General features: G+C 60.3%; 22 protein-coding genes (1 of these 22 running past the window's edge). 3 read left to right on the top strand and 19 right to left on the bottom strand.

Annotated features, from left to right (window positions below):
• Positions 1-37 precede the first annotated feature (37 nt).
• From ACIOVF_RS04080 to ACIOVF_RS04055, 6 genes are all read right to left on the bottom strand, one after another.
• A complete protein-coding gene (locus ACIOVF_RS04080; protein WP_156160151.1) occupies positions 38-586 on the bottom strand; it encodes a hypothetical protein in 549 nt (182 codons plus the stop codon).
• Positions 587-659: 73 nt separating this feature from the next.
• Positions 660-1,484, bottom strand: coding sequence for a hypothetical protein (locus tag ACIOVF_RS04075; protein WP_156160152.1), 825 nt, complete (start codon positions 1,482-1,484; stop codon positions 660-662).
• A 7-nt stretch (positions 1,485-1,491) separates the two neighbouring features.
• The gene (locus ACIOVF_RS04070; protein WP_177329127.1) at positions 1,492-2,076 is read right to left on the bottom strand and encodes a 2OG-Fe(II) oxygenase; all 585 of its coding nucleotides are present in this window, start codon (positions 2,074-2,076) and stop codon (positions 1,492-1,494) included.
• Between the two features lie 61 nt (positions 2,077-2,137).
• The gene (locus tag ACIOVF_RS04065; RefSeq protein WP_045193597.1) at positions 2,138-2,485 is read right to left on the bottom strand and encodes a phage holin family protein; all 348 of its coding nucleotides are present in this window, start codon (positions 2,483-2,485) and stop codon (positions 2,138-2,140) included.
• A gap of 468 nt (positions 2,486-2,953) precedes the next feature.
• Positions 2,954-3,697 (bottom strand): helix-turn-helix transcriptional regulator, encoded by a 744-nt coding sequence (locus ACIOVF_RS04060; protein ID WP_401287738.1) that lies wholly within the window; start codon positions 3,695-3,697, stop codon positions 2,954-2,956.
• A 93-nt stretch (positions 3,698-3,790) separates the two neighbouring features.
• The gene (locus tag ACIOVF_RS04055) at positions 3,791-5,215 is read right to left on the bottom strand and encodes a hypothetical protein (protein ID WP_401287735.1); all 1,425 of its coding nucleotides are present in this window, start codon (positions 5,213-5,215) and stop codon (positions 3,791-3,793) included.
• A 269-nt stretch (positions 5,216-5,484) separates the two neighbouring features.
• On the opposite strand from ACIOVF_RS04055, the gene mutS reads away from it, so the two are divergent.
• Entirely contained in the window at positions 5,485-8,052 is a 2,568-nt protein-coding gene (gene mutS / locus ACIOVF_RS04050; RefSeq protein WP_195885959.1) for a DNA mismatch repair protein MutS, read from the top strand.
• 140 nt (positions 8,053-8,192) lie between these two features.
• Positions 8,193-8,516: a ferredoxin FdxA gene (gene fdxA / locus ACIOVF_RS04045; RefSeq protein ID WP_010224804.1), complete on the top strand. Its 324-nt coding sequence runs from the start codon at positions 8,193-8,195 to the stop codon at positions 8,514-8,516.
• Positions 8,517-9,049: 533 nt separating this feature from the next.
• Here the strand turns inward: fdxA and rpoS are convergent.
• The 8 genes from rpoS to ACIOVF_RS04005 form a co-directional block, all read right to left on the bottom strand.
• On the bottom strand, positions 9,050-10,057 hold the full coding sequence (gene rpoS, locus ACIOVF_RS04040) for an RNA polymerase sigma factor RpoS (RefSeq protein ID WP_045193601.1): 1,008 nt from the start codon (positions 10,055-10,057) through the stop codon (positions 9,050-9,052).
• A 106-nt stretch (positions 10,058-10,163) separates the two neighbouring features.
• A complete protein-coding gene (locus tag ACIOVF_RS04035) occupies positions 10,164-11,063 on the bottom strand; it encodes a peptidoglycan DD-metalloendopeptidase family protein (protein WP_045193602.1) in 900 nt (299 codons plus the stop codon).
• 179 nt (positions 11,064-11,242) lie between these two features.
• Positions 11,243-11,920 carry a protein-L-isoaspartate(D-aspartate) O-methyltransferase gene (locus ACIOVF_RS04030; RefSeq protein ID WP_045193603.1) on the bottom strand — a complete coding sequence of 226 codons (678 nt, stop codon included), beginning with the start codon at positions 11,918-11,920 and terminating at the stop codon, positions 11,243-11,245.
• Complete coding sequence (surE, locus tag ACIOVF_RS04025) at positions 11,920-12,669, bottom strand: 5'/3'-nucleotidase SurE (protein ID WP_093386651.1); 750 nt, start codon at positions 12,667-12,669, stop codon at positions 11,920-11,922. Before surE ends, ACIOVF_RS04030 begins: the two co-directional genes overlap by 1 nt.
• A complete protein-coding gene (truD, locus tag ACIOVF_RS04020) occupies positions 12,657-13,715 on the bottom strand; it encodes a tRNA pseudouridine(13) synthase TruD (protein ID WP_401287728.1) in 1,059 nt (352 codons plus the stop codon). The genes surE and truD overlap by 13 nt, the downstream gene beginning before the upstream one ends.
• Positions 13,715-14,188 (bottom strand): 2-C-methyl-D-erythritol 2,4-cyclodiphosphate synthase, encoded by a 474-nt coding sequence (gene ispF / locus ACIOVF_RS04015; RefSeq protein ID WP_045193605.1) that lies wholly within the window; start codon positions 14,186-14,188, stop codon positions 13,715-13,717. The genes truD and ispF overlap by 1 nt, the downstream gene beginning before the upstream one ends.
• Before the next feature lie 71 nt (positions 14,189-14,259).
• Positions 14,260-15,114, bottom strand: a complete 855-nt coding sequence (gene fghA, locus ACIOVF_RS04010; protein WP_401287725.1) for an S-formylglutathione hydrolase — start codon at positions 15,112-15,114, stop codon at positions 14,260-14,262.
• A gap of 8 nt (positions 15,115-15,122) precedes the next feature.
• Complete coding sequence (locus ACIOVF_RS04005; protein WP_401287722.1) at positions 15,123-16,235, bottom strand: S-(hydroxymethyl)glutathione dehydrogenase/class III alcohol dehydrogenase; 1,113 nt, start codon at positions 16,233-16,235, stop codon at positions 15,123-15,125.
• Between the two features lie 106 nt (positions 16,236-16,341).
• On the opposite strand from ACIOVF_RS04005, the gene ACIOVF_RS04000 reads away from it, so the two are divergent.
• Positions 16,342-17,238 carry a LysR substrate-binding domain-containing protein gene (locus ACIOVF_RS04000; RefSeq protein ID WP_045193609.1) on the top strand — a complete coding sequence of 299 codons (897 nt, stop codon included), beginning with the start codon at positions 16,342-16,344 and terminating at the stop codon, positions 17,236-17,238.
• A gap of 60 nt (positions 17,239-17,298) precedes the next feature.
• Here the strand turns inward: ACIOVF_RS04000 and ispD are convergent, their stop codons facing one another.
• The 5 genes from ispD to ACIOVF_RS03975 form a co-directional block, all read right to left on the bottom strand.
• A complete protein-coding gene (gene ispD, locus ACIOVF_RS03995) occupies positions 17,299-18,006 on the bottom strand; it encodes a 2-C-methyl-D-erythritol 4-phosphate cytidylyltransferase (protein ID WP_045193610.1) in 708 nt (235 codons plus the stop codon).
• Positions 18,003-18,281 carry a cell division protein FtsB gene (gene ftsB / locus ACIOVF_RS03990; protein ID WP_038996723.1) on the bottom strand — a complete coding sequence of 93 codons (279 nt, stop codon included), beginning with the start codon at positions 18,279-18,281 and terminating at the stop codon, positions 18,003-18,005. Before ftsB ends, ispD begins: the two co-directional genes overlap by 4 nt.
• Positions 18,282-18,442: 161 nt before the next feature.
• The gene (gene eno, locus ACIOVF_RS03985; protein WP_045193612.1) at positions 18,443-19,732 is read right to left on the bottom strand and encodes a phosphopyruvate hydratase; all 1,290 of its coding nucleotides are present in this window, start codon (positions 19,730-19,732) and stop codon (positions 18,443-18,445) included.
• A 153-nt stretch (positions 19,733-19,885) separates the two neighbouring features.
• Positions 19,886-20,731, bottom strand: a complete 846-nt coding sequence (kdsA, locus tag ACIOVF_RS03980) for a 3-deoxy-8-phosphooctulonate synthase (protein ID WP_045193613.1) — start codon at positions 20,729-20,731, stop codon at positions 19,886-19,888.
• Between the two features lie 3 nt (positions 20,732-20,734).
• On the bottom strand, positions 20,735-22,234 hold the 3' portion of the coding sequence (locus ACIOVF_RS03975; protein WP_401287716.1) for a CTP synthase. Its footprint extends 84 nt past the window's final position; only the last 1,500 of its 1,584 coding nucleotides appear in the window; its start codon lies off the right edge, out of view; it ends in the stop codon at positions 20,735-20,737.

The raw sequence follows: 22,234 nt of genomic DNA, 5'->3' as shown, positions 1-22,234 counted from the left end.
CGAAGCTGTTGTAAAGGCACCCATGAGCAGCCGTTAGTTATCGGCTAGCCCGTAACAAACGTGTCTGGCGAAACCAGAGCCCACCGGCGAAGCTGCAGCAGATAAGCGTCATCATCATAAAGTAGGAAAAATAACGAATCAGCTCGTGGTTCTTGATTGAAGTGATCCGACGATCAAAGCGCCCATCGAAGACAACGCGCCCGTCACTATTCAGAACTTTGCGAATCTTCAGTTCGTCCTCCCCACCACTCGCAAGAACATCAACCATCACCCCAGGCGCCAGACCCGCGGCTTCGTAGAGTTCTTTCGAGACATAGACTATCTGTTTGGACGAGGGGCGCGGGTTCGCTTCAGTCAGCCGAACCTGAAAGTACACGATCGAACTGTCTTGGCGCATCTCGGTGGGGGCACTGACAATCTGCCCTTTGAACAGAGTCGGTGCTTCATCCCCGAGCTCGTCAAATGATTGAACAAAAAGCAGGAAGGTAAGCCCCATCAACAAAAAAACGCCTGCCATCCCTAGCAGAACCCTGATTTGCTCGTAGACTGTTTTTCCACGAAACAACGACAGCCAAGAGTCAGACATACACCATTCGCTTTTGCTGCAAAAAAGGATGCCCAACATCCATGGGCATCCGTCACCCTAACATAGAACAGTATCAGTAGTAGGCGTCCTGATTGCCTCGGCAGCAGCCGTAGCCATCCTGGTTGGGGTCGACGACAAAGATGTTGGGAATAACGACCCGCCCGAAGGGGTAAACCGCAGAGGGGTTGATCAGCGGTGGGCCGCCGCCACTGCCGCCCCAGCCACCGATATTCCCCGGCCCTGATGCGCCTGGCCCCTGCGGCTCGACAAGGGTACTGCCAAGCCCGACCTGGTTCGTTCGCGGATCCCAGTGATTGGCGGCAATTTTATTTGCATAGACACTCTGGATCTCGGCCAGGGTTGCCAACTTCAAGTCCGGCGCAACCCAATAATCCGGATAACTGGCCGCTGGGTTATCTTTGAAGTAGCGGTTCCAAAGCGGTTGAACGGTAGCCTTATAGAGGTTTTTCACCGCATCCGAGTTAATCATGCCAAGTACATTCACCGTCACAGCGATGCCGGTTAACAACAGACCGGCGGTGCCGACGGCTGTCGCCATGATGGTGATACTCGCGGCAATCCCCACGACATTACCTACCAAGCTTAAAACGTCACCAGGCTGGATAGGCTTACCTTCTTTAAAGTCAGCAGTGACCTTCAGAAAAGTCGTCGTCGCCGCAAAGGTATTGGTGGTGACGTTCAGAAACGGTACAAAGCCGTTTGTCATCGCAGTCACCGAGATGACACCGGTCACCGTTGCGGCCGTTTGAGCATTTTGATTAATCAGCTGGAAACCGTTTTTGTTCGAATTGAACTGGTCGACCAGTGAAGTTGCAGCGCCCCCTGTGGCTGCTGGTTTATCAACCACGCCAATGAAAATATCCATTTTACCTGACACGATTATCTCATCCTTTGATAATGGTTTTGAAGGCAAGCGTCATCCGCAACTGGTCGCAGCTGAGTGCAGGCGACCGGGCGTTGTGCGGTACGCTGCCGTTGAACACAACGATTCTTCCGGGTTTGGGTAAGACAGCCTTGATGATGTCGTTCTTCGGGTGGTCGTAAAAGACCAGTTCACCGCCCCATGAAGTTGGCCAAAACTCGTTGCAAAACATCAGAACCGTCTGCCCTTCTTCTCCGGGCTGATTATCCCGGTGGATCGGTGACTCCTGAGCAAAGGTCTGACCGTTGGCATACACCCCGATCAGCGTTGCATCCTGCATGTATTGCTGCTTGACCCGGGCCCAAAACGGAAAGAGAAATGACCAGGCATCAGAGGACTTCAACTCGTCCTCCGCGCATAGAAACTTTTGTCGACCAGCCCCTGCAATGAAGGTATGCCAACACGGCCTGGAATGAGTGGCCGTATTGACTGGCCAGCCGTAGCGCCAGATTGCCCCCTTCAATTGCTGGACGACCTTGCACTGCTCATCAACTGTGACAAAGTCATCAACGACCTGAACATCCTTCTCACCAAAACAAGTATCCATACTCCTCACCTCTTCTTCCTTCTGTAACGCCTTCGAGCGGCACCTTGTCCGGGTGTTGAACTCAGTGTTCACTCTCCCCCTTTGCACCACTTGCAGGTTCAACCCCCAAGCGCTTCGCCGCCCAGCGTTCATAAAGCCCGATGGCGACATCGGCGCCGGCCATGGCGGTAAGGCAACCAAAAGCGCTGGCGCTCCAGATCGACATGCCGCTGGCGTACAGCAGCATTACGGTGGACACACCGCAGACCATGCAGGCCCCCGAGCGCAATAAAAGGCGCCGAAAAAGCGCCCAGCCCCGGGCGCCGGCCTTGTCCGCGCGCCACATCTCTCCGGAAAGGCCGCCCAGCAAGGCCAGGACGATCACCAGCCAGATCGGCATTTCCAGTAACGTCTGTTGCTCGCTTGTCACTGTCCTGTCTCCTTGGTAGTTCCGCTCGGCAGCTTGCCGGCGGCGTTTGTTGTAGAACCGATCGCTCGGCATTCCAAAAAGCCCGGCCTCCCCAGGCTTTTCAGTAATGCGTTGTCGAACCGCCCGCCACGACTGGTGCGCTGGGCGACTCCGCTTCAAATTGTTCCTCCGGCCGCGGCCACCTGCCCGCCGGATAACTGCTTGTGGTGCTTTACGCTGCACACCCGGGCCAGTTGCCAACCCTCTGAACAGTTCAGGCCTGTTCATCGCTGCCTTTGTCACTACCGGTGTCGACCGGCTTGAGACAAAGATTATGCATTGATGCATATGCAGTCAATGCATTTGTGGAAATATTTATGCATGAGAAAATGCACCTGCGCATGTAGGCCTTCCCCTACCTGGGCTGGACCACTTTTCTGCAGGCGAAAAAAAACCCGCCGAAGCGGGTTTTCTGAGGACGCGGACTACTCAGCGGGCGTACATGCCCCACCAGAACACATGCCCAAGGATGCTGATCTGCTCTTCCTGCATCTGCTGGAAGCTGTAGTCTTCATCCGGGTGTTCGTCGCGGTTGAAGCTGCGCAGGCGAATACCGGTAGGCAGGCGGTAGAGCTGCTTGACCCGCAGCTGGCCGTTGTGATTGATGGCATACAGGTCGCCGTCGACGATGTCACCGATGCCGCTTTTACCGGCGTTGACGCCCACCGTGGCGCCGTCACGCAGTACCGGCAACATGCTGTTGCCGCGTACCGTCACGCACTTGGCCTGGTCAAACTGCACACCGTTGTGGCGCAGGCTGCGCTTGCCAAAGCGCAGGCTGGCCTTCTCGCTTTCTTCGATGACGAATCTTCCTGATCCTGCTGCCAACTCGACCTCGCGAAGAAACGGAATGGACACCTCGTCGTCCTCGACGGGGGTGTCGTCATCCCACAGGCTGATGTCGTTCAACTCAGCGTGGCTACGCGCGGGCGCGGCTTCGCGGCTGTCACCGAGCTCGAGGCGACCGCGCAACTGGTCGGTGCTGACACCGAAATACTCGGCGATCTTCGACACGTGCTTGTCAGAGGGATCGACGATCTTCTCGCTGAGAATGCGCGACAGGGTGGATTGCGGCACGCCGGTACGACGGTGCAGCTCCGTGGGGGAGATACCGTGACGATCGAGCAGTGCTCTGAGGACGGATGCTACGTTGCGTTTTTGCATAAAATGCATAATGCCGGGGCTAAACAAAGAATGCAATTGCCTTGATGCATGAGAGGGCATAAACGTCCTGAGCCACGAAAGCTTCTTACGCGGACGGTTGCGCTACGACGTTTTCCGGGGCCCCGTCGTGAACCCACCACTGGTCGACGGCACAACGCGACCATTAAGAACAAATTGTTCAACATCCACACGAGACACTTGCAAGGTGGCATTTACCAAGACAGGCGCGCCTCCCGAGAAAGCACTTGATGTATTGACCCGCATGACCTTCGATTTAAAGTTGCACCACAGCGACTTAAACTTCTCAGCATCACCAAACCGGACTCCGCCACTGCCGACCGAATCAGCGACCCACTCGGTGATCTCAACTTCTCCAGCAGATACCCCGTACAGCGTGTTTCCGGTATCCTCGATTAAAGCATGCAGCCACTGAGCCTGAGTTTTTCCGTCATTTTTCTGATTCATGGATAAGCGCCTGATGTGGGTGTCCCAGCACCTGTTTACCCAGAGCCCCTTGATTTCGTTTGACTGCTCAATCCCATTGGAGTCTTGAAGCGTCGGGCATACCGTGTTTTCTGCCGCAAAAGCATCGATGACCAAATTGTCTATCCTGTGGCCAAAACCGGTGATATAAGCCCCATGAAAAGCGCTATTCTTTATATGCACAAATCCAAACGTGCAGTTTGATGGATTCCACCCATGACCATCGATCGCAAAAGCCGCTGCAGTATTGGGTCCGCCGGCATAGTCGATTACAAGCCGATCAATCCTCAAGCCGTCTGTACCTGCGTAGATATGCGCGCCCCGGCTCCCCCCCCCTGGGACAGCACTGTGTCGCTCTGGATCATTCAAGATCCAGCAACTTTCGATATAGCAATTTTTGCAATTGATAGTGCCCAGCCGATCGGTGGTCGTTAATACACCGGTAATACGAACATTCATCAGTGGAGTTTCATTGATTGCAGAGGCTCTCAGCAATGCTCCAACATCATCTGGCTTAGACTCGATATACTGCAAAGCGACACCATCAGCCGCTGTTACTCGATACCTATCGCCATTGAACTCAGATCGCTCACCCGACACGTTCCGAACCTGAATAGAATCGCCAACCTGAAAGCTATGTGCCGACTTGACATTTACCGTCACTACGCCAGCGGAGCGTTGTATCTTGGTAATTTCAAAAGATCTAGGCTGAGGTCCACTTATCATGTGAACAACGCCTCCCAGAACAGCCCCAGGCTGGAAGTGCATTCTTGCTCCGCTCAATGAACGGTTGAAGTTTATACCTGTGGCATAGTACCCCGGAGGCCAGTAGACACCTGTCTCGACAGAGGCGAGGAGCATGGGTAACCAGTTTTTTGTATTCTCCCAGTTTGTTTTCCCATCTGGAACTATACCAAACTCCGCCACCGAGACCATGTGCTGGTCTTTGGCTGATGCGATTGCGGCTGACGTCATCAGAGGTCCAGAAATTGCTGCGGCAGCAGCTCCAAAAGCCGAAAATCTCAACAACTGACGACGCTTCAAAACATTCCCTCCCCTGGAAAAAGGTCTGGAATATACCATCAACTTCAGAGCGTAACGTCAGCGCAAGGCCGATTGGTAGCGCAACGAGCAGATGCTGCACTGACTGCCCCTCCTTCAGGCTTCACAACAGAGCCGCCCCCCTAGAGGTCACTAGGACTGTGGTACCCTACCCGTCATCGAGATCACCCCAAGCATTGCACTGGAAGCTATGCCCGAATTTTGCCCCAGCGCCAGCTTAAAAAAGCCCTAACTAATTGATGAATAAAGCAATTTCTGATTTGTCCGCACACACCCCGATGATGCAGCAGTACTGGAAGCTGAAAAACCAGCACCCGGACCAGCTGATGTTCTACCGCATGGGCGACTTTTACGAGATCTTCTACGAAGACGCGAAGAAGGCTGCCAAACTCCTGGACATCACCCTGACCGCCCGCGGGCAGTCGGCGGGCCAGTCGATCCCCATGTGCGGTATCCCCTTCCATGCGGCCGAGGGCTACCTGGCCAAGCTGGTCAAGCTGGGCGAGTCGGTGGTGATCTGCGAACAGATCGGCGATCCGGCCACCAGCAAGGGCCCGGTCGAGCGCCAGGTGGTGCGCATCATTACCCCGGGCACGGTCAGTGACGAAGCGCTGCTCGATGAGCGCCGCGACAACCTGATCGCCGCCGTGCTGGGCGACGAGCGCCTGTTCGGCCTGGCTGTGCTGGACATCACCAGCGGCAATTTCAGCGTGCTCGAGATCAAGGGCTGGGAAAACCTGCTGGCCGAGCTCGAGCGCATCAACCCGGTCGAACTATTGATCCCCGACGACTGGCCCCAGGGCCTGCCGGCGGAAAAACGCCGTGGCGCACGTCGCCGTGCGCCGTGGGATTTTGACCGCGATTCGGCACGCAAAAGCCTTTGCCAGCAGTTCGCGACCCAGGACCTCAAGGGCTTTGGCTGCGAGAAGCTGACCCTGGCCATCGGCGCCGCCGGCTGCCTGCTCGGCTACGCCAAGGAAACCCAGCGCACCGCCCTGCCGCACCTGCGCAGCCTCAAGCATGAACGCCTGGACGACACCGTGGTGCTCGACGGCGCCAGCCGGCGCAATCTTGAGCTGGATGTGAACCTGGCTGGTGGCCGCGACAACACCCTGCAATCGGTGATCGACCGCTGCCAGACCGCGATGGGCAGCCGCCTGCTGACCCGCTGGCTGAACCGCCCGCTGCGCGACCTGAAAGTACTGCAGGCACGTCAGGGCTCGATTCGCTGCCTGCTCGACGGTTACCGCTTCGAGAAGCTGCAACCGCAGTTGAAGGAAATCGGCGACATCGAGCGTATCCTCGCCCGTATCGGCCTGCGCAACGCCCGTCCACGCGACCTCGCACGCCTGCGCGATGCCCTCGGTGCCCTGCCGGAACTGCAGAACGCCATGGCCGAGCTTGAGGCGCCGCACCTGGCGCGCCTGGCTGCCATTGCCGGGACCTACCCGGAGCTTGCCGACCTGCTGGCAAAAGCCATCATCGACAACCCGCCAGCGGTGATCCGCGACGGTGGCGTGCTCAAGACCGGCTACGACAGCGAGCTGGACGAGCTGCTGGCGATGAGCGAGAACGCCGGGCAGTTCCTTATTGATCTGGAAGCCCGCGAGAAAGCCCGCACGGGCCTGGCCAACCTCAAGGTCGGCTACAACCGTGTGCATGGCTACTTCATCGAGCTGCCAAGCAAGCAGGCCGAGCAGGCACCGGCTGACTACATCCGCCGCCAGACCCTCAAGGGCGCTGAGCGCTTCATCACCCCGGAGCTGAAAACCTTCGAAGACAAGGCGCTGTCGGCCAAGAGCCGCGCCCTGGCGCGCGAGAAGATGCTCTACGATGCCCTGCTGGAGAACCTGATCGGCCACTTGGCGCCGTTGCAGGACACCGCTGCGGCCCTGGCCGAGCTGGATGTGCTGAGCAACCTGGCCGAGCGCGCGCTGAACCTGGACCTGAACTGCCCGCAGTTCGTCGACGAGCCGTGCATGCGCATCACCCAGGGTCGCCACCCGGTGGTCGAGCAAGTGCTGACCACGCCGTTCGTGGCCAACGACCTGGCCCTGGATGACAACACCCGGATGCTGGTGATCACCGGTCCGAACATGGGCGGTAAATCCACCTACATGCGCCAGACCGCATTGATCGTGCTGATGGCGCACATTGGTAGCTTCGTCCCGGCTGCGGCCTGCGAGCTTTCACTGGTGGATCGCATCTTCACCCGTATCGGCTCCAGCGACGACCTGGCCGGTGGCCGTTCGACCTTCATGGTCGAGATGAGCGAAACCGCCAACATCTTGCACAACGCCACCGAGCGCAGCCTGGTGCTGATGGACGAAGTCGGCCGCGGCACCAGTACCTTCGACGGCCTGTCGCTGGCCTGGGCCGCCGCCGAGCGCCTGGCGCAGCTGCGCGCCTACACGCTGTTCGCCACCCACTACTTCGAGCTGACGGTGCTGCCGGAGAGCGAGCCGCTGGTGGCCAACGTGCACCTGAACGCTACCGAGCACAACGAACGCATTGTGTTCCTGCACCACGTGCTGCCCGGCCCCGCCAGCCAGAGCTACGGCCTGGCAGTGGCGCAGCTGGCCGGCGTGCCGTCGCCGGTGATTCAGCGTGCTCGCGAACACCTGGGCCGGCTGGAAACCGCCAGCCTGCCCCACGAAACACCTGTCTTGCAGCAAGGTGCACCTGCGGTACCGCACCAGAGCGACCTGTTTGCCAGCCTGCCGCATCCGGCCATCGAGAAGCTCGGAAAGCTGGACCTGGACAATATGACGCCGCGTCAAGCTATCGAAATGCTCTATACACTGAAGACTCTGTTATAACGCGCGCCCGCACAAGCTGATAGAATCCCGCGCGGTTTGGCGGCGCTGCAGGTTACTAGCCTGGCCTGCAGCCGAACAACCAAACCGAGCGGCCCTGTCTGGAGGGGCACCGCTGCCGTCGCCTGAGGAGAGAATTAGAAATGACCTTCGTCGTCACCGACAACTGCATCAAGTGCAAGTACACCGACTGCGTAGAAGTCTGTCCGGTGGACTGCTTCTACGAAGGCCCGAACTTCCTGGTCATTCACCCGGACGAGTGCATCGACTGTGCACTGTGCGAGCCTGAATGCCCCGCCGTCGCCATTTTCTCGGAAGACGAAGTGCCTGCCGGCATGGAGAACTTCATCGAGCTCAATGCCGAGCTGGCGGAAATCTGGCCGAACATCACCGAAAAGAAAGATTCGTTGCCAGATGCCGCCGAGTGGGATGGCAAGCCAGGCAAGATCGCCGATCTCGAGCGCTAAGCGCGGATCAACAAAAAAGGCCCTTCGAGGGCCTTTTTTAATGTTTGTTGCGGGCAAAAAAAAGGGGCGGTTTGACCCGCCCACATTTTTTCCGTAGTCCCTTTGTTCCCTTTCATCATCCTGATGAATCGCATCCTGCGATGTCCTTGGCTTTCATCCTTGAGAGCCTGTGTCAGTCCGTAGACACAGGACAAATATTAGCGCTTCCAAGATTTACCACAACAGCACAAAGCTCTCAAAAAGCTGCGGTAACCGTACTGTCACAAACAAATAAATCTTTATATATCAATAACTTAAACAAAAGCGCACACTGAAAACGACAACGATTTACTACAGCGTACAGCCAAGGCTTACACAACGAGTAAGCGATGGCTTACATGAACTAGAACAGTACCAACATCGCCGTCGGATCGCGCCCAAACCCGAATGTTTCCAGACCGCCATCGGGAAGCCGTTCACGGGTAAACCGCTGTTCTGCAGATGCAAAAACGCCCCGACATGTCGGGGCGTTCTTCACAACGATTTCGCTGGCGTTACTGAAACAGCGACTCGCTGGACAGGCCATTCTTTTCAAGGATCTCACGCAGGCGCTTGAGGCCCTCTACCTGGATCTGCCGCACCCGTTCCCGGGTCAGGCCGATTTCCAGGCCGACATCTTCCAGCGTACTGCTTTCATGACCGCGCAGGCCGAAGCGGCGAATCACTACCTCGCGCTGCTTGTCGGTCAGCTCGCTGAGCCACTGGTCGATGCTCTGGGACAGATCGTCATCCTGAAGCAGTTCGCACGGATCAGTAGGACGGTCGTCGGTCAGGGTATCGAGCAGGGTTTTATCCGAATCCGGCCCCAGGGACACGTCCACCGACGATACCCGCTCGTTGAGCCCAAGCATGCGCTTGACCTCGCCGACCGGTTTTTCCAGCAGCGTGGCGATCTCTTCCGGGGACGGTTCGTGATCGAGCTTCTGGGTCAGTTCGCGGGCGGCGCGCAGGTAGACGTTGAGTTCCTTGACCACGTGAATGGGCAAGCGGATGGTACGGGTCTGGTTCATGATCGCCCGTTCGATGGTCTGCCGAATCCACCAGGTGGCGTAGGTAGAGAAACGGAAGCCGCGTTCCGGGTCGAACTTCTCGACTGCCCGAATCAGGCCGAGGTTGCCTTCTTCAATCAGGTCGAGCAGCGAAAGCCCCCGGTTGACATAACGCCGGGCGATTTTAACCACCAGGCGCAGGTTGCTTTCGATCATGCGCTTGCGCCCGGCCGGATCACCACGTTGCGACAGGCGCGCAAAGTGCACTTCTTCTTCCGGAGAGAGCAATGGCGAGAAGCCGATTTCATTGAGGTAAAGCTGGGTCGCATCAAGTGCCCGAGTGTAGTCGATGTACTTGTGCTGTTTGAGCGTAGCGCTCTGTTTAGCCTTGGTCCGAACCGTAGGTACAGCAGGTTCGTCTGACATCACATCCGTTTCCAAAACAATGCCGGTCTCCATCAGGAGAACCTCATCGTCGATGTCAAACTCCGGCACTTCTTTACTGAGAGCCATTGTTATAGTCCTTTGCTGAGTTCGAACTCAGACTCGAGCGGCGCCTTTATCCCTGGCAGCGCTGGAGCCTGTCCCCTCTACGCGAGGAACAGGCCGGGCCTAGCAATCAACGACGTGGCAGGAATTGCAGCGGATCGACAGGTTTGCCCTGGCGGCGAATTTCAAAATGAAGCTTCACCCGGTCTGTGCCCGTGGACCCCATTTCGGCAATTGTCTGCCCCACCTTGACCTGCTGTCCCTCCCGAACCAAAAGCCTGCGGTTGTGGCCGTAGGCACTGACGTAGGTATCGTTGTGCTTGATGATTACCAACTCGCCGTAGCCCCGCAAGCCACTCCCGGCGTAGACAACTGAACCATCAGATGCAGCAAAAACAGGCTGTCCCAAATCACCGGCGATATCAATGCCTTTATTCAAACTACCGTTTGAAGCAAATTTTCCAATCAGCACGCCGTTGGCCGGCCAGGCCCAGCCGGCCGTGGAGCGCCCTGCGGGGGGCACTTGCACGGGTGCTGTGGTAGTCGCCACCGGGGCAACCGGCACGGTGTTTGGCGTGCTTGCAGGCGCGGTGGTGGGCGGCGGCGTTATTGGTTTGCCGGAGCTGTCCAGCGGACGCTTGATGATGGTGGTCTTGCTTGAAGAAGATGGCGAGCTGGTGACCACGGTGGTGCCGACGACTGGCGCCGGGCCACTGGAGCGACCATCGAAACGGATCGCCTGGCCCGGACGAATGGTATACGGCGCAGCGATACCGTTGCGCGCGGCCAGGGCCTTGTAGTCCCAGCCATAGCGAAAGGCGATGGAGAACAGCGTGTCGCCGGGGCGCACCAGGTATTGACCGGTGGTGACCACAGGGCGTTTGGGCGCGGCGTTGTTGCGATCGACCACCCGGACGCTGTTGGAAGACGTGCTCGAGCACCCCGTCACCAGCGTACCCACGGCCAGTGCAATCAGCAGAAGCTTGAAGCTCGATGGATCCTTGCGCTGCCGAATGTTTGTGTGACCCACCCGCCGCTCCCTCTAATGGTGACCGATGTAAAAAATGCAATATTGTTGCAATTATACCCGAGCGCGCCGCCATGCGGACGTCTGGCCATTGCTAAACGTGATCTGTAACAGACTATGGTAGCCCGCCAGATAGACAGGGCAATGCCGCCGAAATTCGCCCGGGCGAAAAAAAAGCCCGGTCAGGCCAGTGGCCCGGTGAGCAACGGCACAAAACGCACGGCGCCCAGCACCCGTCGCGAGAAGCCGTGTTCTTCGCGCACGATCAGCATCAACTGCTGGGTTTCACCGGCCGGCCCCACCGGTATGACCATGCGCCCGCCCGGGGCGAGCTGGTCGAGCAGGGCCTGGGGCACCTCGGGCGCGACCGCGGTGACGATGATGCCGTTGTAAGGCGCAAGTGCCGGCCAGCCTTCGCAACCATCGCCCCAACGGAACACCACGTTGCGCAGGTTCAGCTCGATCAGGCGCTCCTTGGCGCGGTCCTGCAGGACCTTGATACGCTCGACGGAAAACACCCGCTCGACCAGTTGCGCAAGAATTGCGGTCTGGTAGCCGGAACCGGTGCCGATCTCCAGCACCTTGTCCAGGGGACCGGCTTCGAGCAGCAGCTCGCTCATGTGCGCGACCATGAACGGCTGGGAGATGGTCTGGTTGTTGCCGATTGGCAACGCCGTGTCTTCGTAGGCACGGTGGGCCAGGGCTTCATCGACGAACAGGTGCCGAGGCGTGCGGCGCAGTACCTCGATCACCTTGGGGTTCGAGACCCCTTCCTCGATCAGGCGCTTGATCAGCCGTTCGCGGGTTCGCTCAGAGGTAAAACCGATACCATGGCGCATCAGATCATCCTGTTCGCGCATCAGAGTAAGCCCTCCAGCCAGCCGTCGAGGCGCTCGAAGGCATCGTTGAAGGTCCGGTCGAGCTGCAGCGGAGTGATCGAGACGTAGCCCTGCATCACCGCGTGGAAATCGGTCCCCGGGCCGCCATCTTCGGCATCACCGGCCACGGCGATCCAGTAGCCTTCCTTGCCCCGCGGATTGACCACCTTGGTCGGTGCCGCAGCGCGGGCGCGATGGCCCAGGCGGGTCAACTGAATGCCGCGGATGTGTTCCAGCGGCAGGTTGGGGATATTGACGTTGAGCACCGTACGAGGTGGCAGCTCGAGGCTGGCATGAGCCTCGACCAGCTTGCGGGCGAAGTAGGCAGCTGTCGGCAGGTTGTCGGGCAGGCGCGAGAGCAACGAGAAGGCAAACGAGGTACCGCCGAGAAAACGGCCCTCAAGCGCAGCAGCCACGGTGCCCGAATACAGCACGTCATCGCCAAGGTTGGCGCCCAGGTTGATCCCCGACACCACCATGTCCGGAGGGGTCGGCAGCAGGCCGTTGAGGCCCAGGTGGACGCAATCGGTCGGCGTGCCGTTGAGGCTGATAAAACCATTGGCCAGGGTTTGCGGGCACAGCGGCCGGTCGAGCGTCAGCGAGCTGCTGGCGCCGCTTTTGTCCTGGTCCGGGGCGATCACCACACATTCGGCATAATCCGCCAGCGCAGCATGCAGCGCGGCGAGACCGGGTGCGGTAACCCCGTCGTCGTTCGAAATCAGAATACGCATGGGCTGTCCGTCTGCCCTGCCGGCACCAGATCAACAAGCTCGCGCACCACCACGGTGGCGAAGCATCCGGCCGGAAGGACGAATTCCAGTTGCAGGATATCAGGCTCGGGATAATGCCACGTCAGCCCGCTAATGGGCAGTCGCAGAATGCGTCGTTCGTGACTCATGCCCGCCCGCGCCAGCCATTGGCACAAGGCGCCATGCTGTTCACCGATACGTTGCTCGAGTTCACCAGCCGCGCCGCTGGCGCCGGACTGCCCCTCGCCCCATAGCGGGCCGGTGGGGTGCAGGTCGAGAATTGCCAGGCGCGGATCGGAGCATTCCGCCTCGCCTGCCGGAAAGAAGCTGCGGCTGTCGGTAAACGCCAGCAGGTCACCGACCTGTGCCTGCTGCCAGCTGCCGTCGGCGACACGTGCGGCCAGCACCTGGTTGAACAGGTAGCTGCGGGCGCTGGAGAGCAGCCGCGAACGAACGTTGCGCTGCTCAGGCAAGGCCTGGCGGTTCGCCCACTCACGGGCGTCGTGGACATTGCCGCCGTCGTGACCAAAGCGCTGGGAGCCAAAGTAGTTAGGCACGCCCTGGCTACGGATTTGCTCAAGCCGTGCATCCAGCGCCGCACGCTCAGCCTTGAGGCCGGTGAGGCGCAAGGTGAAGCCGTTGGCCGAATGCGCGCCGCGCTGCAGCTTGCGTGAGTGGCGGGTCTGCTTGAGGATGCTCAGGGTGTGGTTTTCGGCGGCGCTCAGGTCCGGGTCGGCCTTGCCCGGCAGGTGCAGGCTGAACCACTGGCGGGTCAGCGCCTGGCGGTCCTTGAGGCCGGCGTAGCTGATGCTGCGCAGCGGCACGCCGGCGGCGCGGGCCAGGCGACGGGCAGCCTCTTCGGTGTTGAGGTCACGTTTTTCGACCCACAGCCACAGGTGTTCACCGCTGCCGCTGAGGGGAATGTCGAGTACTTCATCGACCTGGAAGTCTTCGGCGCTGGCCTTGAGAATTGCGCTGCCCAGCGCTTGGCCCGCAGCACGCGGGCCGAGCAGTTCGAGTTCGCTCATCATGCCGGCAGCAACAGGGCAACGGCGTGAACCGCGATGCCTTCCTCACGCCCGGTAAAACCAAGCTTTTCGGTGGTGGTGGCCTTGACGTTGACCTGATCCAGCTCGACCTGCAGGTCCTGGGCGATCAACTGGCGCATGGTGTCGATATGCGGGGCCATCTTCGGTGCCTGGGCAACGATGGTGGCGTCGATGTTACCGACCTTCCAGCCCTTGGCCTGAACGATCTGCACCACATGGCGCAGCAGCACGCGACTGTCGGCGCCCTTGAACTGCGGATCGGTGTCGGGGAAATGCTTGCCGATATCGCCCAGCGCCGCAGCGCCAAGCAGGGCATCGCTCAGGGCGTGCAGCACAACGTCGCCATCAGAATGGGCCAGCAGCCCGAACTTGTGCGCAATGCGCACCCCACCCAAGGTGATGAAATCGCCTTCCGCGAAGCGGTGCACATCGTAGCCGTGGCCAATACGCATAAAAAAACGCCCTGATTGAGTCAGGGCGTGATTCTACCTGCTTTGCCGGCGCTTGGGCTTGATTTGTAGGATCAGTTACCCGGGCCTATCAGCGCTGCGGCATGATGCCGCAAGTGGTCATCAATGAAGCTGGCAATGAAGTAGTAGCTGTGGTCATAGCCCGGTTGCAGGCGCAAGGTCAGCGGATGGCCCGCCACCCTGGCCGCCTGCTCGAGCACCTGCGGCTTGAGCTGGTTATCGAGAAAATCATCGCGATCGCCCTGGTCGACCAGCAGCGGCAAGCGCTCGCCAGCCTCGGCGAGCAACACGCTGGCATCCCACTCGCGCCAGCGCGCCCGGTCCTCACCCAGGTAGCGACTGAAGGCCTTCTGCCCCCACGGGCAATCCATCGGGTTGCTGATCGGCGCGAACGCCGACACCGAACGGTAACGCCCCGGGTTGCGCAAAGCGCACACCAGCGCACCATGGCCGCCCATGGAATGACCGCTGATACCGCGCTGACTTGAGGCCGGGAAATGCGCCTCGACCAATGCCGGCAATTCCTCCACCACATAGTCGTGCATGCGGTAGTGCTGGGCCCACGGCTGCTCGGTGGCGTTGAGGTAGAACCCGGCCCCAAGGCCGAAGTCCCAGGCGCCATCAGGATCAGCCGGCACCTGCAGCCCGCGCGGGCTGGTGTCAGGGGCGACGATGATCAAGCCAAGCTCGGCAGCCAGCTTGTGCGCACCGGCCTTTTGCATGAAATTCTCGTCGGTGCAAGTCAGGCCGCTCAGCCAGTACAGGACCGGCAGCTTGCCGCCCTGCTCGGCCTGCGGCGGCAGGTACACGGCAAACACCATGTCGCAGCCGAGCACCTGGGAGCGATGGCGGTAGCGTTTATGCCAGCCGCCGAAGCTCTTCTGGCAAGAGATGTTTTCCAGGCTCATGGCAGACCTCAGAAGTGGATGACGCTGCGAATGCTCTTGCCTTCGTGCATCAGGTCGAATGCCTTGTTGATGTCTTCCAGGCCCATGGTGTGGGTGATGAAGGTATCCAACGGGATTTCGCCTTTTTCCGACATTTCCACGTAGCTTGGCAGCTCGCTGCGGCCACGCACGCCACCGAAGGCCGAACCGCGCCAGACCCGGCCAGTCACCAGCTGGAACGGACGGGTGGAAATTTCCTGGCCGGCACCGGCAACGCCGATGATCACCGACTCGCCCCAGCCCTTGTGACAGCATTCCAGCGCCGCACGCATCAGTTGCACGTTACCCACGCACTCGAACGAGAAGTCGACACCACCATCGGTGAGGTCGACGATCACTTCCTGGATCGGACGGTCGTAGTCTTTCGGGTTGACGCAGTCGGTGGCACCCAGCTGTTTGGCGATCTCGAACTTGCTCGGGTTGATGTCCACGGCAATGATCCGCGAAGCCTTGGCCTTCACCGCACCGATGATCGCCGACAGGCCAATGCCGCCCAGGCCGAAGATGGCCACGGTATCGCCCGGCTTGACCTTGGCGGTGTTGAGCACCGCGCCGATACCGGTGGTTACGCCGCAACCGAGCAGGCAGACCTTCTCCAGCGGGGCTTCTTTCTGGATCTTGGCCACGGAGATTTCCGGCAGCACGGTGTACTCGGAAAAAGTCGAGGTGCCCATGTAGTGGAACAACTGCTGGCCCTTGTAGGAGAAGCGCGTGCTGCCGTCGGGCATCAGGCCCTTGCCCTGGGTGGCGCGGATGGCCTGGCACAGGTTGGTCTTGCCGGAGCGGCAGAATTTGCACTGGCCGCACTCGGGGGTGTACAGCGGGATCACATGATCGCCAACGGCAACCGAGGTCACGCCCGCACCGATGGCTTCGACGATGGCGCCGCCCTCGTGGCCGAGGATCGACGGGAAGATGCCTTCCGGGTCGGCGCCCGACAGGGTGTAGGCATCGGTATGGCAGACGCCGCTGGCGACCACGCGCAGCAGCACCTCGCCGGCCTTGGGCATGGCCACGTCGACTTCGACGATCTCCAGCGGTTTCTTGGCCTCGAAGGCAACGGCGGCACGGGACTTGATCATCAATCTTCTCCAGCAAGGGGTCAGTTCAGGCTTGCAGTGTAATTCATCGATATTTGATGAATAATCCAGGCAAAGACAAAACATTATTGCTGTACAGGGATAATCAATGAGCAATCTGTGGGAGGGTATCGACGAATTCGTGGCCGTCGCCGAAGCCGGGCAGTTCACCGCCGCCGCCGAACGCCTCGGGGTGTCGTCGTCCCACGTCAGCCGGCAGATCGCCCGCCTGGAAGAACGCCTGCAAACCCGCTTGCTGTACCGCAGCACCCGGCGGGTGACCCTGAGCGAAGCCGGGCAGACCTTCCTGCAGCATTGCCAACGCCTGCAGGACGGCCGCGAAGAAGCCCTGCGCGCCATGGGCGACCTGACCAGCGAGCCCAAAGGGCTGCTGCGTATGACTTGCGCCGTGGCCTACGGTGAGCGCTTCATCGTGCCGCTGGTGACGCGCTTCATGGCCGCCTATCCGCAACTGCGCGTGGACATCGAACTGAGCAACCGCCCGCTGGACCTGGTGCATGAGGGCATGGACCTGGCCATTCGCCTGGGCCGTTTGCAGGACTCGCGGCTGGTGGCCACGCGCCTGGCGCCGCGGCGCATGTACCTGTGCGCGTCACCTGCGTATCTGGAACGCTACGGCCGCCCGCACAGCCTGTCGGAGCTGGCGCGGCACAACTGCCTGATCGGCAGCTCCGACAACTGGGCGCTGCAACTGGACGGGCGGGAGATCGGCCAGCGGGTTCAGGGCAACTGGCGCTGCAACAGCGGCCAGGCAGTGCTGGACGCGGCGCTGCAAGGGATGGGCTTGTGCCAGTTGCCGGACTACTACGTGCTTGAACACCTCAAAACCGGCGCGCTGGTGTCACTGCTGGAAGCGCATCAACCGCCCAATACCGCGGTGTGGGCGCTGTATCCGCAGCAGCGGCATCTGTCGCCGAAAGTGCGCAAGCTGGTGGACTATTTGCGTGAGGGGTTGGCGGGGTTGCCTGAGTATCGAGGTGCCTGAAAAGCATCGCGGGGCAAGCCCGCTCCTACTGCAGGAGCGGGCTTGCCCCGCGAAGAGTGCTCAACCGCGCTTGGCCCAGCGCTGGCGCAGCCACTCGAGGTCTTCGGGGCGGGTGACCTTGATGTTGTCGCTGCGCCCTTCGATCAGGCGCGGCGCCTGCCCGGCCCATTCGATGGCCGATGACTCGTCGGTAATCGCCACGTCGGCCACCAGGCTGTCGGCCAGGGCCCGGTGCAAGGCACCGAGGCGGAACATCTGTGGCGTGTAGGCCTGCCACACGGTACTGCGGTCGATTGTGCTGCTGACCCGGCCGTTGGCATCGGCGCGCTTGAGGGTATCGCGTGCCGGCACCGCCAGCAGTCCACCCACCGGGTCATCGGCAAGCTCTGCGAGCAAGCGGTCGAGGTCGCTGCGGGCCAGGTTCGGCCGCGCGGCGTCGTGCACCAGCACCCAGTCGCTGTCCGCCGCGCCCTGGGCGTGCAGCAGCAACAAGGCATTGAGCACCGAATCGGCACGTTCCTGGCCGCCTTCGGCACGCTGGATACGGGGATCGCTGGCGCAGCGTAAACCGGGCCAGTAGGGATCGTCAGCGGCAACGCTGACCACCACCCCTTTGACACAGGGATGGTCAAGAAAACAGTCGAGGCTATGCTCGAGAATGGTCTGCCCGCCCAACTGCAGGTACTGCTTGGGACGGTCGGCAGCCATGCGGGCACCAACACCCGCGGCGGGAATCACGGCCCAGAAGGCCGGCAAGGTCGGGTTCATTGGGCGAGCTGGTAGAGGGTTTCGCCCTCCTTGACCATACCCAGTTCGTGGCGAGCCCGTTCTTCGACGGTTTCCATACCTTTCTTCAACTCCAGTACCTCGGCATCAAGCACACGGTTACGCTCCAGCAAACGCTCGTTTTCAGCGTGCTGGTCAGCGATCTGTTGCTTGAGTTCGGTGACCTGGGCCAGGCTGCCATTGCCCACCCACAGACGATACTGCAGGCCACCGAGCAGCAGGAGCAAGACGAGGAACAACCAATAAGGACTGCGCATCAGGGTATCCAGTGGAAAAGACCGCCACATCTGCAGGTCGCTGATGGCACGAAGCCTGGCCGAAGCCAGGCTTTGTGTTCAGACACCTGCAGCAAGGGCTTCTGAACGATCAGTATGACCGTTCGGCGCCGCTTTGCTGCGGTCTTTTTACCATCTCTTGCTTAGCCGCGAAACTCGGCACGGCCACGGTACACAGCCTTGCTGCCCAGTTGCTCTTCGATACGCAGCAGTTGGTTGTACTTGGAGACGCGGTCGGAACGGCACAGCGAACCGGTCTTGATCTGGCCGGCAGCGGTACCCACGGCCAGGTCGGCAATGGTCGAGTCTTCGGTTTCGCCCGAACGGTGCGAGATTACCGCGGTGTAACCGGCAGCCTTGGCCATCTGGATGGCTTCCAGGGTTTCGGTCAGCGAGCCGATCTGGTTGAACTTGATCAGGATCGAGTTGGCGATGCTCTTGTCGATGCCTTCTTTCAAGATCTTGGTGTTGGTCACGAACAGGTCGTCACCGACCAGTTGCACCTTGGCGCCGATCTTGTCGGTGAGGATCTTCCAGCCAGCCCAGTCGGACTCGTCCAGGCCGTCTTCGATCGAGATGATCGGGAAGCGCTCGGTCAAGCCTTTGAGGTAGTCGGCAAAACCTTCGGCGTCGAACGACTTGCCTTCGCCGGACAGGTTGTACTTGCCATCTTCGTAGAACTCGCTGGCCGCGCAGTCCAGGGCCAGGGTCACGTCGGTGCCCAGCTTGTAACCGGCGTTGGCGATGGCTTCGGCGATGGCCGACAGCGCGTCTTCGTTGGATGCCAGGTTAGGCGCGAAACCACCTTCGTCACCGACAGCGGTGTTCAGGCCACGGGCCTTCAGCACAGCCTTGAGGTGATGGAAAATCTCGGTGCCCATGCGCAGCGCGTCGGAGAAGGTCTTGGCGCCAACCGGCTGAACCATGAACTCCTGGATGTCGACGTTGTTGTCGGCGTGCTCGCCGCCGTTGATGATGTTCATCATCGGAACCGGCATCGAGTACTGACCTGGGGTGCCGTTGAGGTTGGCGATGTGCGCGTACAGCGGCAGGTCCTGGTCCTGGGCAGCGGCCTTGGCGGCAGCCAGGGACACGGCGAGGATGGCGTTGGCGCCCAGCTTGGCCTTGTTCTCGGTACCGTCCAGTTCGATCATGGCGCGGTCGAGGGCTTTCTGGTCAACCGGGTCCTTGCCCAGCAGCAGGTCGCGGATCGGGCCGTTGATGTTGGCAACTGCCTTGAGTACGCCCTTGCCCATGTAACGGCTCTTGTCGCCATCACGCAGCTCCAGCGCTTCGCGCGAGCCAGTGGAAGCACCGGACGGCGCGCAGGCGCTGCCGATGATGCCGTTGTCGAGCAGCACGTCCGCTTCTACGGTAGGGTTACCACGCGAATCGAGAACTTCACGACCTTTGATGTCGACGATTTTTGCCATTGTTGTAAGCACTCCAGAATTGACGAAAACAACGCAGCTGAGAAAAATCTTGCCGCTCGCCGGGCAATTTGAAACAGGCAGGCCCGGCGAAAGCAGACCCCTGACCCGAGGGTCAGAGGTTGAACGGGGGGTACTTTACCGGAGAATCGAGGATTACGCGGTTTCTACCGTCGGAAAACTCTTCACCAGGTCATCAAGTTGCTTGAGCTGGGCCAGGAAAGGCTCCAGTTTGTCCAGGCGCAGAGCGCAAGGACCGTCACACTTGGCGTTGTCCGGATCCGGATGCGCCTCGAGGAACAGGCCAGCCAGGCCCTGGCTCAGGCCTGCCTTGGCCAGGTCGGTGACCTGGGCGCGGCGACCACCGGCGGAATCGGCGCGACCACCCGGCATCTGCAGGGAGTGGGTGACGTCGAAGAACACCGGGTACTCGAACTGCTTCATGATGCCGAAGCCGAGCATGTCCACCACCAGGTTGTTGTAACCGAAGCTTGAACCACGCTCGCAGAGGATCAACTGATCGTTACCGGCCTCTTCGCACTTGGTCAGGATGTGTTTCATTTCCTGGGGTGCGAGGAACTGGGCTTTCTTGATGTTGATCACCGCGCCGGTCTTGGCCATGGCCACCACCAGGTCGGTCTGGCGCGAGAGGAAGGCCGGCAACTGGATGATGTCGCAGACCTTGGCCACCGCAGCAGCCTGTTCTGGCTCGTGCACGTCGGTGATGACCGGCACGTTGAAGGTCTTCTTGATCTCTTCGAAGATCTTCATCCCCTCTTCCAGGCCAGGGCCACGGTAGGAGTTGATCGACGAACGGTTGGCCTTGTCGAAGCTGGCCTTGAACACGTAAGGGATACCGAGTTTCTCGGTAACCCGCACGTACTCTTCACAGACCTTCATGGCCAGGTCACGGGATTCCAGCACGTTCATGCCGCCGAACAGGACGAACGGCTTGTCGTTGGCGATCTCGATGTTACCGACGCGAATGATCTTCTGGGTCATGAATCAGGCCTTGTTCTTTTGAGCCAGTGCCGCCTTGACGAAGCCGCTGAACAGCGGATGGCCGTCACGCGGGGTCGAGGTGAACTCCGGGTGGAACTGGCAAGCGACGAACCATGGATGATCCTGGGACTCGACCACTTCGACCAGCGCGCCGTCACCGGAACGACCGGAGACTTTCAGGCCGGCTTCGACCAGTTGTGGCAGCAGGTTGTTGTTCACTTCGTAGCGATGACGATGACGCTCGACGATCACGTCCTTGGCGTAGCAGTCGTGAACCTTGGAGCCGCTTGCCAGCTGGCATTCCTGGGCGCCCAGACGCATGGTGCCGCCCAGGTCCGAGGCTTCGGTACGGGTTTCGACTGCGCCGGTGGCATCTTCCCACTCGGTGATCAGGCCGACGACCGGGTGACCGCTGTTGCGATCGAACTCGGTGGAGTTGGCGTCTTTCCAGCCCATGACGTTACGGGCGAATTCGATGACCGCCACCTGCATGCCCAGGCAGATACCCAGGTACGGGACCTTGTTCTCGCGAGCATATTGCACGGCAGTGATCTTGCCTTCGACGCCACGCAGGCCGAAACCGCCTGGAACCAGGATCGCATCGGCGCCTTCGAGCAGGCTGGTGCCCTGGTTCTCTATGTCTTCGGAGTCGATGTAGCGCAGGTTGACCTTGGTGCGGTTCTGGATGCCGGCATGGCTCATCGCTTCGATCAGCGACTTGTAGGCGTCCAGCAGTTCCATGTACTTGCCGACCATGGCGATGGTGACTTCGTGCTCGGGATTGAGCTTGGCGTCGACGACCTTTTCCCACTCGGACAGGTCGGCACCGTTGCATTGCAGGCCGAAACGCTCGACGACGAAGTCATCCAGGCCCTGGGCGTGCAGTACGGCCGGGATCTTGTAGATGGTGTCGACGTCTTCCAGGGAAATCACCGCACGCTCTTCGACGTTGGTGAACAGGGCGATCTTGCGGCGCGAGGAGACATCCACCGGATGGTCGGAGCGGCAGATCAGCACGTCTGGCTGCAGGCCGATGGAGCGCAGCTCCTTGACCGAGTGCTGGGTTGGCTTGGTCTTGGTCTCGCCAGCGGTGGCGATGTACGGCACCAGGGTCAGGTGCATCAGCATGGCGCGCTTGGAGCCCACTTCGACGCGCAGCTGACGGATAGCCTCGAGGAACGGTTGCGACTCGATGTCACCCACGGTACCGCCGATTTCCACCAGGGCCACGTCGGCGTCGCCGGCACCCTTGATGATGCGGCGCTTGATCTCGTCGGTGATGTGCGGAATGACCTGGATGGTCGCGCCCAGGTAATCACCACGGCGCTCTTTGCGCAGCACGTGCTCGTAGATACGGCCGGTGGTGAAGTTGTTGTTCTGGGTCATGGTCGTGCGGATGAACCGCTCGTAGTGGCCCAGGTCCAGGTCGGTCTCGGCGCCGTCATGGGTGACGAACACTTCACCGTGCTGGATCGGGCTCATGGTGCCCGGGTCGACGTTGAT

It is taken from the genome of Pseudomonas sp. NPDC087612, from assembly GCF_044743505.1.
Lineage (GTDB): Bacteria > Pseudomonadota > Gammaproteobacteria > Pseudomonadales > Pseudomonadaceae > Aquipseudomonas.
This window is presented reverse-complemented; position numbering and strand designations above follow the sequence as displayed.

Bases quoted from the DNA above. Each gene is read 5' to 3' on its own strand.
- ACIOVF_RS04080 (WP_156160151.1), bottom strand. From the start codon at position 586: ATGTCTGACTCTTGGCTGTCGTTGTTTCGTGGAAAAACAGTCTACGAG.
- ACIOVF_RS04070 (WP_177329127.1), bottom strand. From the start codon at position 2,076: ATGGATACTTGTTTTGGTGAGAAGGATGTTCAGGTCGTTGATGACTTT.
- ACIOVF_RS04060 (WP_401287738.1), bottom strand. From the start codon at position 3,697: ATGCATTTTATGCAAAAACGCAACGTAGCATCCGTCCTCAGAGCACTG.
- fdxA (WP_010224804.1), top strand. From the start codon at position 8,193: ATGACCTTCGTCGTCACCGACAACTGCATCAAGTGCAAGTACACCGAC.
- rpoS (WP_045193601.1), bottom strand. From the start codon at position 10,057: ATGGCTCTCAGTAAAGAAGTGCCGGAGTTTGACATCGACGATGAGGTT.
- ACIOVF_RS04030 (WP_045193603.1), bottom strand. From the start codon at position 11,920: ATGCGCGAACAGGATGATCTGATGCGCCATGGTATCGGTTTTACCTCT.
- surE (WP_093386651.1), bottom strand. From the start codon at position 12,669: ATGCGTATTCTGATTTCGAACGACGACGGGGTTACCGCACCCGGTCTC.
- truD (WP_401287728.1), bottom strand. From the start codon at position 13,715: ATGAGCGAACTCGAACTGCTCGGCCCGCGTGCTGCGGGCCAAGCGCTG.
- ispF (WP_045193605.1), bottom strand. From the start codon at position 14,188: ATGCGTATTGGCCACGGCTACGATGTGCACCGCTTCGCGGAAGGCGAT.
- fghA (WP_401287725.1), bottom strand. From the start codon at position 15,114: ATGAGCCTGGAAAACATCTCTTGCCAGAAGAGCTTCGGCGGCTGGCAT.
- ACIOVF_RS04005 (WP_401287722.1), bottom strand. From the start codon at position 16,235: ATGATCAAGTCCCGTGCCGCCGTTGCCTTCGAGGCCAAGAAACCGCTG.
- ACIOVF_RS04000 (WP_045193609.1), top strand. From the start codon at position 16,342: ATGAGCAATCTGTGGGAGGGTATCGACGAATTCGTGGCCGTCGCCGAA.
- ispD (WP_045193610.1), bottom strand. From the start codon at position 18,006: ATGAACCCGACCTTGCCGGCCTTCTGGGCCGTGATTCCCGCCGCGGGT.
- ftsB (WP_038996723.1), bottom strand. From the start codon at position 18,281: ATGCGCAGTCCTTATTGGTTGTTCCTCGTCTTGCTCCTGCTGCTCGGT.
- eno (WP_045193612.1), bottom strand. From the start codon at position 19,732: ATGGCAAAAATCGTCGACATCAAAGGTCGTGAAGTTCTCGATTCGCGT.
- kdsA (WP_045193613.1), bottom strand. From the start codon at position 20,731: ATGACCCAGAAGATCATTCGCGTCGGTAACATCGAGATCGCCAACGAC.